The organism is uncultured Virgibacillus sp. (assembly GCF_947495635.1).
GTDB classification, from domain to species: Bacteria; Bacillota; Bacilli; order Bacillales; family Amphibacillaceae; genus Virgibacillus; species Virgibacillus salarius.
This window is the reverse complement of sequence record NZ_CANMAB010000122.1, coordinates 1-11,020: the sequence shown is the minus strand read 5'-3', so window position 1 is coordinate 11,020 and position 11,020 is coordinate 1. Positions and strand designations below refer to the sequence as shown.

7 protein-coding genes and 2 pseudogenes are annotated in these 11,020 nt (G+C 33.6%); 8 read left to right on the top strand and 1 reads right to left on the bottom strand.

Translation table 11 applies throughout. The features are described 5' to 3' along the window. Nucleotides 1–637: 637 nt before the first annotated feature. The 3 genes from Q1A47_RS18445 (at nt 638) to Q1A47_RS18435 (ending at nt 4,328) form a co-directional block, all read left to right on the top strand. Nucleotides 638–1,453, top strand: a complete 816-nt coding sequence (locus tag Q1A47_RS18445; protein WP_166530954.1) for a manganese catalase family protein — start codon at nt 638–640, stop codon at nt 1,451–1,453. 255 nt (nt 1,454–1,708) lie between these two features. Beyond that, nucleotides 1,709–3,673 carry an AarF/ABC1/UbiB kinase family protein gene (locus tag Q1A47_RS18440; protein ID WP_166530953.1) on the top strand — a complete coding sequence of 655 codons (1,965 nt, stop codon included), beginning with the start codon at nt 1,709–1,711 and terminating at the stop codon, nt 3,671–3,673. A 223-nt stretch (nt 3,674–3,896) separates the two neighbouring features. Then, on the top strand, nt 3,897–4,328 hold the full coding sequence (locus Q1A47_RS18435; protein WP_026680545.1) for a hypothetical protein: 432 nt from the start codon (nt 3,897–3,899) through the stop codon (nt 4,326–4,328). Between the two features lie 11 nt (nt 4,329–4,339). Here the strand turns inward: Q1A47_RS18435 and Q1A47_RS18430 are convergent. Then, a pseudogene (locus tag Q1A47_RS18430) lies at nt 4,340–4,420 on the bottom strand (methyltransferase); the annotation flags it as partial. A gap of 625 nt (nt 4,421–5,045) precedes the next feature. Here Q1A47_RS18430 and Q1A47_RS18425 point away from each other — a divergent pair. The 5 genes and pseudogenes from Q1A47_RS18425 (at nt 5,046) to Q1A47_RS18405 (ending at nt 10,906) form a co-directional block, all read left to right on the top strand. Continuing rightward, nucleotides 5,046–5,861: a hypothetical protein gene (locus Q1A47_RS18425; protein WP_026680543.1), complete on the top strand. Its 816-nt coding sequence runs from the start codon at nt 5,046–5,048 to the stop codon at nt 5,859–5,861. A gap of 1,016 nt (nt 5,862–6,877) precedes the next feature. Next, a complete protein-coding gene (locus tag Q1A47_RS18420; RefSeq protein ID WP_026680542.1) occupies nt 6,878–7,678 on the top strand; it encodes a sulfite exporter TauE/SafE family protein in 801 nt (266 codons plus the stop codon). A 277-nt stretch (nt 7,679–7,955) separates the two neighbouring features. After that, entirely contained in the window at nt 7,956–8,615 is a 660-nt protein-coding gene (locus Q1A47_RS18415; RefSeq protein WP_051388288.1) for an SAP domain-containing protein, read from the top strand. 745 nt (nt 8,616–9,360) lie between these two features. Beyond that, nucleotides 9,361–9,840 (top strand): annotated as a pseudogene (locus Q1A47_RS18410) (sigma-70 family RNA polymerase sigma factor); the annotation flags it as partial. Beyond that, nucleotides 9,830–10,906, top strand: coding sequence for a DUF4179 domain-containing protein (locus tag Q1A47_RS18405; RefSeq protein WP_166530952.1), 1,077 nt, complete (start codon nt 9,830–9,832; stop codon nt 10,904–10,906). The pseudogene Q1A47_RS18410 and the gene Q1A47_RS18405, both read left to right, overlap by 11 nt. The last annotated feature ends 114 nt before the right edge of the window (nt 10,907–11,020 follow it).

Sequence of the window (11,020 nt, the reverse complement as noted above, 5' to 3'; positions counted from 1 at the left end):
ACGGAAAGGGAAGTGGGCAGCCGGAGTGGTGGTCAAGCAGTAGCTATTATTCCATAATAGCTACTAGAGGAAGCGTAGATCTGAGCATGTAGTGATAAGGACTGAGCGAATTTTGCTCAGTTTTTCTTAATAGTATAGGAAATTATAAAATTGGCCCATGCGGATAAATATGAGCGTGTTAGCCATGTCCGGCTCCAGCGCCCAGAAACGAGGCTACTTCACGAATCGCCCCACGATAAGTCATCACGGCTCGCAAGCACACCGTGATTCCTTAATCTCCATTGACTTGTTCCAGTCGCTACGTTTCTAATCGGGCGCTTCCGCTTGTTCAATTATTTTATTTCCGATACAATCTACCTTTTAAAGGGGAATATTTCCCATAAATAACCTTGAACTAGAAAGAAAGTTCATATAATTTCTTCACCGTTCTCTGAGGAGTAAACTAAAAATTATTAACTTTTATATAGATATGCAATAACAACGTTATTGAGCGTTTGTGTGCTTAAATTAGATGTGTTACTACCGTAAAAGTGCGTAATGGTTATTGATGGAATATATTGCATCTAATAAAAGTTTAACTATTACTAAACCTAATCCTTGAAAGTTCTTACTGTACGAAGAAAAGGAGAGGTGTTAAATGTTTTATCATGTAAAGGAGTTACAGTATAATGCAAAACCAAGTCAACCAGATCCAGTTTATGCTAAGAAGTTGCAAGAAATACTAGGTGGACAATATGGAGAAATGTCTGTTATGATGCAGTACCTATTTCAAGGGTGGAATTGCCGTGCAGAAGGTAAATATCGTGATATGATACTTGATATTGCAACCGAAGAAATTGCACATGTAGAAATGATTGCAACAATGATTGCTCAATTATTAGATGGCGCGCCTGCACATGATCAAGAGCAGGGAGCTAAAGATCCAGCAGTTGAAGCTGTCCTTGGTGGTATGAATCCTCAGCAAGCTATCGTAAGTGGTTTAGGTGCACAGCCTAATGATAGTATAGGTTATCCTTGGACAGCTCGTTATACCATAGCGAGTGGGAATTTGCTTGCTGATTTTAGAGCAAATTTAAATGCAGAATCGCAAGGAAGACTTCAAGTGTGTAGACTTTATGAAATGACAACGGACCCAGGAGTTAGAGATATGCTTTCTTTCTTAATTGCCCGTGATACCATGCATCAAAATCAATGGATGGCAGCTATTGAAGAATTAGAAGAAACGCAAGGCGCTGTTGTTCCAAGTACATTTAACCAAAAGTATGAGAAACAAGAAGTTTCATATTCCTTTATGAACTTTTCTGAAGGAGAGGATAGTAGTACAGGTAAATGGGCATACGGTCCAACCCTTGATGGACAAGCTAATTTTGAGTATGTTCAAAATCCAAAAGCTATGGGTCAAAAACCTGATTTACAGCCAGGACCGAGATACATTCATGGTACTTCACCGTAGATATAAGAATCAAGCAAAATGCAGAAAATAAGATGAGATCAAATCATAGCGATAATAATCCGCTTTAAGAAATAGTAGTAAGTTTCCCGTTTAAAAGGTAGGTTTAAAAAAAGTATTGCACCCTAATGTTAGACACGATCAAACAATTGGGGTGCATTATCTTGTGGGAAGAGCATAATTCTTTTGACATAGATATACGATATAACTTAAACTATAACCATTAAAATCATTATAAGTGGCTAGGTGGAATGGGATATGTTCTTTTTAAGTGTATTAATTGTGTCTTTCATAATATTTATATTGCTTACTTCTTTTTTTAACATGAATCATAAAGTAATCGTATCGTCAATTAGCGCACTTGTTGTTAGTGTGTTGGTTCAAGTTCTAGAGCAATTTTATTTGAGCAGTATCATTATCGCTGCTCTGATTTTTTATTTTATAATCGCAAATATCAAGGCGTTTATAAATGAACAGCTTAAGCTATTGGTTGCTGTGCTATTCAGTACAGCCATCGTGACACTCATTCTATCTTTTGCATACTTCAATCAAATTTCTAATATATCTGATTCTGAGATTTTGAGAGTTATGTTTATCTATTACCCGTTACTTATTATATTTATCACTTGCTATACATACATGCTTCTTTGCCTCTTTAATTTTAAAGTATTACAAGTATCTAACCCACTCCTTTATATTATGAATAGAATTCGTGGTTTTATGCGCACGATTCAACTCTTGTGGATTGCTTCACGTAAAGGTTTAAATCATTTGATTCAACAAGATCATGCGAAGTTGCCACATGTAATTGCTGAAATTCTTGATGAGATGGGTGGAGTTTTTGTTAAGTTTGCGCAAGTATTATCGACAAAAAAAGAAATTTTACCTAGTAATTACATTGATGCATTTTCAAGTTTACATGACCAAGTAAAACCTTTAAGTGAAGATGAGCTTAAAACAATCATTGATAACAAAATTGGTAATATCGATGATATCTATGAATCATTTGAGATGCGACCTATCGCAGCAGCTTCTATTGGTCAAGTTCATCTAGCGAAGCTTAAGTTAACTGGAGAGATAGTTGTTGTTAAGATTTTAAGACCTAATGTTAAACAAAAGATAACAGTGGATTTAGATTTATTAATTCAATTTGTGTCATGGCTGTCAGAACGTTCTTCTAAAATTAGCAGACTCGGCTTAATAGAACTCGCAAGAGGATTTAAAAAGAGCCTTATCGAAGAAACTGACTTTGATATCGAAGCGTTAAATACAAACATGTTAAGAAAAGCATTTAAGGAACACAATATTACTATAAGAGTTCCTAAAGTCTACTCTGAATATTCGACTAAGCATGTATTAACGATGGAGTATATTGAAGGGGATAGTTTTACAAAAGAAGTGACAACCGACGTTTCAGAAATGATTATGCACGCATTTTTAAATCAAATACTGATGATTGGTATCTTTCATGCTGATCCACATCCGGGGAACATCATGTTGACAACCGATGGAGAAGTTGCGCTTATTGACTTCGGCTCAGTTGGTTATTTATCAAATGATGAAAGAGCTGGTATGTTAAGTTTCCTAATTGGGTACAGCAATAATGATGCGCAAGAGATGGCGCATGGTTTGATGAGGGTTTGTGAAAGAGAAAATGTACCCGAAGAAGATATGATAGAACGACATCTCAATAAACTTTTATCAGAAGCATCTTTTTCACATGACCCAACTAGTGTGATGATGGGACGACTGATGTCGATGATAGCCGAGATGGGGCTATCTTTAAAACCGACCGTTGCCGGTGCATTTAGAGCAATCATTACTCTAGATGGGACATTATCATCTGTAGATGAAGAATATTCATTAACAGCAGCGAGCGAATCATACGCGAGTCGTATTGATAAAGGACGGTTGTCCGAGGAACATTTTAGTAAGATTAAGGGGAGGTTAGAGGATTACATCCCAAATTTACTAGAGTTGCCTATTCTTAAGGACAATAAAATTACTATAGTTCATGAGGAAAAGCATCATTTGAATGATTTTATAGGGACTTTAACAGTTGGTATATTTACAGTGATATGTATGGTTGTCATGCTTATGAGCTTTTTCGTGCAAGGTGAGCTCATGCAATTTTTACTTGCTCCCTTATCCATGTCAGGCTTTGGAGTTGGTATGATAATACTTATCATGTCAGTAATTAGGCAGCTGAAACCGAAGGTATAAGCGTGATGATAATTTTACACATAATCGATTTTTTAAAAGACATGCTTTCATAGCTTAGAGCAATTATGAGAGCATGTCTAATTTATATTAATAGTTCCCAGCAGATACATTTTCTCTACCTTATTGCTTTACCTGCGGCTTTATCGGTCACATGTCTACCCACTAACAAGAGCAGCATAATATGTTAACGGAACATTGTTCGTTAATTGATGGAGGATTAGATATGAAATATTTCTTGAAGTTAAATGTGGTCAGCATGCTATACGCTCTTATGGTATTTGTTCCTCTTGAACTTATGGTAAATGTGTATAGAATTACTAGATTACTAAATTGGAAAGTTGATACGGTAAATATTATGACTGGCATAATGCTTATTGTTGAGATTATTGGTGGTACACTACTAATTCTTTTCTTAACAAGGAAATGGTTGGATGGGCGAAAAGCAAGCTTTTGGACAATCATCCTTTGGTTACCCTATTTTATTCTTTTTATTTATATATTCGCATCTTTATTTCCGATAACTAATGGTGGGGATTATCCCAATCCTGCTACTGGTCTTTTAGCAATAGGAGGACTTATAGTCTATCCGTTTTATATACTAATTCTCAATTTTGTCGGTATGATAAGCGATGATGAAACAAATAGGACTATCTGAATATGGGTTTACATAATAACTGGATCAGTATGCAACCAATGATTGTATAAAGCACTTACAATTAATCCTTGTTGAATGATGGAGTACATAAAAATGAATAGAATGTAAGGGAGAGAAGCTCAATTGGTAAAATTTCATTTTTCCATAATAGCTTGTGTAGTAATTGCGACAATACTCGGTTTATTTGGTCAGGACATCGCTTATGTAATGAATGAAAAGATTTTATCTTTTATTCACCTTAGTTATTATTTAACTGTATGTACTATACTTAGCATTGGATTATATTTGATTTCTGTTGTAATAGTTTATGTAGCTGATAAGAAGAAGAAAATTAGTAGAATAGTTTATTCAAAATATATGATAATCGTTATAATCATAGGCTTATTCATTTCATGCTGGTCTTTATTTGTTTTGGCTATGTGGTGGAGTTAAGTATATTATTTGATTAGGCATCGTTTGATGGAACACAATCGATAGCAGCGATTGTAAGTCTGATTTTCCAGCAGATAACAGTAGGCGTCTTACTAGCCAGATAGTTTAGAGCATGTCATGTCACACCTGAAATCCTGCCACTATAAACAATATTAGTTTTTTGTGATTCTTAAATGGTGCATCCAAGCTTTATAAGACTTGGGCGCTGTTTTTTATACTAATATAGTAAATTTTTCCTGTTCATAGTATAATTAATCGAATAAAACTGAATAGGAGAATGTAAAAGTGAAGGAAATACATTGTTACCGTTTTGAATCAGAAATAGACTCTACTATTGATCTAGTATCTGAATGTTTGAATAAAGATGAACATGTATTAAAATGGAATACACAAATAATTGAAAATATGTATGATGGAAGCGAAGATGATTTAGAAGAAGGGGCAACTTTCATTACGAAACAAAAATTAGGTAAAAAAGTATATGAGTTTCATGCTAAATGTACAAGACATGATCCTCCAAACTATGCTGCAGTCGAAACTAAAACAAAAGAAGGTATTAGTAAGACAGAATATATTCTTAAAGAAACCCCCGAAGGAACTAATTTTATAGTTAATGTTTCTTTAATTCCTTCTAATTGGATATACAAGTTAGCAACACATATGTTTAAGTGGTCTTTTAAACATGTTTATGACGAACAGTTTGATAACTTCATAGAATATGTTTATCAAATAGAGTATGAAAGGGGAATATTTGATAAAGAATTTATTAAAGATAATCTAGAAATTGGAATGAACAAATCTGAGGTAATAGATCTGATTGGAGAAGCTGATGTAGCTGGAGTAGACCCTAAGAATGCCTTGCCTTATTGGAGATATGATATTGGAGCTACAGATGATTACGAGAATGAGCTAGATAAACAATTAGGTGATGGGATCGTTCATGCCATTGATGAAGAGGGAATTAGAAACGGTATAGTAAAAATGCAATTATTAATAGGTTGGAGAGACGGAGAGATTAGCAATATTAGTAATACTTATATAGAAGATGGTAAATTGATTACTTATTGTTTACGATCTAATGACGGTGCAATAGTAGAATAATGAACGATGCACCAAAGCATTCTAGTATTAAGCTTGCGTTCGCGTTTATCCCAAAAATGAGTCGTTTATCCAAGTGGCGAGGTATATGTTTCAAAAGAGTGCTAAATCCACAATCTTAAAAGATTTAATTTCACCTTACGTTTGCATTCGTTATGATTTATTATATGTATGGTTTCTAAAATACATGGTTAATGATGATTTAACTTGAGTTAAGCATTTTCATTATTGTATTTAAAAAAGTTCAACAATAAAGAAAAAGTCGTAGTTTTCAACGACCTTTTCTTTTTTTATTAGTATTCTAAATTTAATACTATTTTGAGTATATCTTTCTTGATAACCAGCTTTATGCTTTGGCGGAAAACGCTAAAAAAGCTAGTAAGAAAAAATATTGTGCATTGCTTTAGAATTAAAAATAACGAAACAGCAAGCAATAAGGTGGAAGGATGAGATTATTCAAGCTACTATGAAAGTGTTGGTTTCTACTAGTTTATGAAAGGTGTTCTATATGTATCGCCTAAGCAAAAAATATTTGATTTCTTATGTGATATTATTTTGTATCTTTTACTTTTTTATTATGGGTTGGAAGTACATTGGTGGTGATGAGTTGAATTGGTTAGAAACATTTTTGTTTATGGCAGGAATTAGCTCGATATACTTCGTATTACATTTCATACAGAAAAGGCGACTAAATAATAAATGAAACCTAAAACATAGCTATCAAATCGCTGCTACTTTTAAAAAAACAACGTAAAAATAAATGTAGTTCTTTAGAGATGAATAAGGATGGTAATATTTTTTATCATGATTATTTTAATAGTCATCTTATTTGATTTTGTTAAGATTAGAAATCAAAACGACACTATCATTGAACAAAATGAAAAGGTTATTTCATTATTAGAAGAAATTAAAAATAAGTAATGCGCTGTTTTGTTATGATAGTTAATTTTGTAAGCGTCGATTATTCAACTACCGATTTTAGTCAATCGAATAGCAAATTGTCGTAAATGGGGGATTATGTGGAACTAATTATAGTTTTTTTAGTGTTTGGTGTATTAACAGGTTTTTTGTCGAGCATGTTCGGCTTCGGAGGGGGATTTGTAGTAATACCCGTATTGTATTTGTTGCTGCCAAAATTAAATGTTCCTGATTCATTAGTTATGCACATGGCCATAGGAACATCGCTTGCTATTATGATTGTGAATTCTATAAACTCAACGATATCTCATCATCGTAAAGGCCATATATTATGGTATATTTTTTTTCAGCTTGCACCTGTAATTGCCGTAGGTGCTTTAATCGGGGGCCTTTTTTCTTCTTTTATTGCAGGCGATATTCTTAGATATCTATTTATTATGTTTGCTATTTATACAATTATTTCTTCCTTGATGAAGAAAACATTTATAGATATGAAAGACAATCATATCAAGATGCCAAATCGCATAAAAACGTCGTTTATTGGCTTAGGAGTTGGTGTTATCGCCACGTTGCTTGGTATTGGCGGCAGTGTTATAACCATTCCCTTCTTGCGAAGCTGTCGATTAAAGATGGTCAATGCGGTTTCTCTTGCAACTCCGTTGAGTCTTCCTATAGCGATTGTAGGTGCTGCAACATCTATATTTAATGGAATACAACATCCAGATCTCCCCACATGGTCTTTGGGCTTTGTTTATATTCCGGCATTTATTGGTATTGTTGCTGGAGGGTTTATAGGCGTACCTATAGGCACACGCATTGCTCACCATATGCCTGATCGATTATTTTCCAAGGTTTACCTGTCTTTGCTTGTTATTGTGGTCATTGCAATGATATTTGAATAATGGGGGTTGGTTAGGCCATTGAGACTGAAGATAAATTGCAGTTTGCCTTAATTTTAAGGTTTTTTCTATAATCGAGGCGATAGAATATAGAAGGTTATGTTATGATTCGTTAAAAGATTTTATTAAACACATTCACGCAAGCATCTTTGGATGAAAAAATGAGGATGAAAGATTATAAACGGAAGCTTAAATGATTAGAATTTCTAAAGCTTTATAAATAGTGGTGCTGTATAATGAATTGATGCGTTTACCAGATCATAATTACTGGAGGATCAATATGGATAAAATGAATGGACTAGACTTTAATCGGAATATGTCAGTTAAGGAATTTTCTCAACATTATTGGTATAAAGAAGAGTTAAAGAGAATTTGTATTGATTGTAAAATACCCTCACATGGAACAAAAGCGGAATTGGAATCAAAAATTAAAAACTATCTATCTGGAAAAAAAGTAGGTGATAACCGTCAAAAAGTTTCTAATATTAGAAAAGGCGTTCGTTCAACTAAAATAACTGTAGCTACGAAATTAATTCCTGAGGGTTTTAAGTTTAATCAAACAGCTAGGGAATTTTTTGCAAATTATTATAACGTTCCAAAGTTTAAATTTACAAAAGAAATGGCATCAGCGCTACGTGAAGCAGAACGCCAAGGTGATCTTAACATGACTGTAGGGGATTTAATCAAAATTTATGAAAAGGGAAAGAATGGGGAGGAGAATCATAGCATAATTTCTCCCGAAGAAAAAACGTATCAATGGAATAACTTTGTTAGAGACTTTAATAAAGATACGAGGACACAATGTATGAAGAATAAAATGAAAATTGCTGCTTTTTTGTGGAATTATGTAAAAACTAATCCTGGCCCAAAACAATATAATGAAGATCTATTAGATCAGTTTTATCGTGAAGTTGAAAAGATTTCAAACGCAAAAAAATGAAAAGTAAGAAGTTTTATCATTGAAGGTAAATTTGAACACATGATAGACTATCAAATCATATAAGCGAATTAGCATAAGAGACTGCCTTAATGGTTAAGATTGCGATCATTCATACATAGATAGTCTCTTATTTGGTATGGTCTCCTGTGGTTAGTATGTTATTAGACTATATCAAGTTGTCTAATTGCCTGCTATAAGGGATCTCCAATTCGTATGAATGGCGGGCTACCGATTATTTTTTAATACGCTTCAAATGTAATCAAGCATGTAAATAATAGCATGGTAAGGAGTTTGTCCTTGTTCAAGAACCCCAGAATACTATATAACCTTACATATCTGGGGTTACTTTTACTATTCTTTAAAGGGTGCATTCATAACCCATTCTACAAAACCCATACGAAGCATAGAAGAATTCATATTATTTAGCCGTTTTGGTATTTTTAAGTTTAGAATCATATTTTATGAGCTCAATCATAGATTTTTTGAACTTGGTTTCAATTCGTTAATAATTAGTCTTCTCTGAAATGTTTTCTATGTGTAACCCAACTACCCCATTCCTGAACTAAGGCAATTTTCTTCTTAGGCATTCGGACTTAATAGAATAGATTACTGTTAGGAATCTCAACTTAGGGATTCCTTTTTTATTGAAACGTTTTAGGCTTATTATGAGTCTAAGTATTAAACGGGGGGAGGAAGCAAGTTGCAACAGAGTGAAATAAAAAAAGCCATATGAGGAAACAACAAAGCTTTTCAGGAATTAATCCAAAAAGAAAAAAACAAGTTATACCGCATGGCCTATTTGTATGTGAAAAATGAAGCTGATGCATTAGATATCGTTCAGGAAACCATATACAAAGCTTACGTATCTATGAAAACAATAGAGAAAACAGAATATTTTTCTACGTGGCTAACTCGAATTTTAATTAATGAGGCTTTGGATTTCATTCGGAAACATAAGAGAATGATTCCTACTGAAAAAATGGAGGAGCAGTCTACAACTGAATATAATGAGCTTGAGGGAAGCATCGACTTGATTGAAGCAATTAACCGTCTTGAAGTGCAATATAAGACAGTTGTTATTTTACGATATTACAAGGATTTTACAATTAAACAGATTGCCGAAACGCTAATATGTCCTGAAGGAACAGTAAAAACACGGTTACACCGTGCTGTAAAAAAATTAAAAGTAGATTTGAAGGAGGGGGAAACGATAAATGAAAAATGAACTACCGGATTTCAAGAAGCATGTTGATCAAATAGAAGTTCCTGGAAAGAAATTAGATCTTGCTGTTGAAAATGTCATTAAACGTGGTAAAAAGAAAAACTGGAGTTTCGGCAAGAAAATTACATTTTGTAGTAGTGCTGCTGCTATCGTATTTTGTTTGTTAATTGGGTCAGCTTTTATTTCCCCGACTATGGCAAAAGTGATGTCAAATATTCCTTATCTGGATCAAATTTTACAAAGTATGGAGCAAACCGAAGATCGGAAGGATAGAGTGGAAAACCTGAGAATTAAAACATATGAAACTTTGACGGATGACAATAATTATGAAGGTGTGAAAAATGTTATCATGTCTTGGCTTTTCTCGTCCGAACCGCCAAAATTTACTGTTACGGTGAAGGACAAAGAATATCAACAAGAATATGGCCATGAAATAAAGCAAATGATCAAAGAGCTGGCTCAATCCTATAACATTGACAAGGTTAAAGTAGAAGTAGAGGTGCAAGAGAAAGGATTGGGTAATGTAAGTAAAAAACAAATGGAGCTTACTAATCAATTATTTAAAATAACCGAGGAAGTACTGAAACAAGAAGGTTATAACTTTAACATTATGAGTATAAATCATTCAAAGAATAGTATTCAAATAGAAATTAAAGCAACTGAGCAGCAATATAATAAAAATAAGGGTGAAATGGAAAAACTTGTACATGATACAATTTATGCGAAGACGCAATTAGATTTAAAAATTGAAGTAACACGGAAGAGCGAATCAGAATTAAGAGATGAGAGCTGGCAGCAGATTTTCACATCCGTTATGGATGAGTCGCATAAAGAATTCAATGAGGTGACCGGATTTGCTTATTCCTTCCATCCAAAACCACTTGAAATCATTTTGAAAACTTCTTTATCACAAGGTAAACAAGATCAAAAGGTAGCTGAAGAAATTGCTAGGTATGCAAAACAAATTGTTAAAGTAAGTAGAAATGAATTATCAATTGAAAAGATTCCTTATAAAATAATAATACGTGATAAGGAACAAGAAAATATGTATGAGATACAAGTGAAATAAGATTAGATAGAGATCGGTACCAAGTTTGGAAAAGAACTGTTGTGACTGCTAAACTAAAGTAGACAGTTTCCGCTAGATTAGAAGAAACACTTATTTACCCAAATATACCAGTAA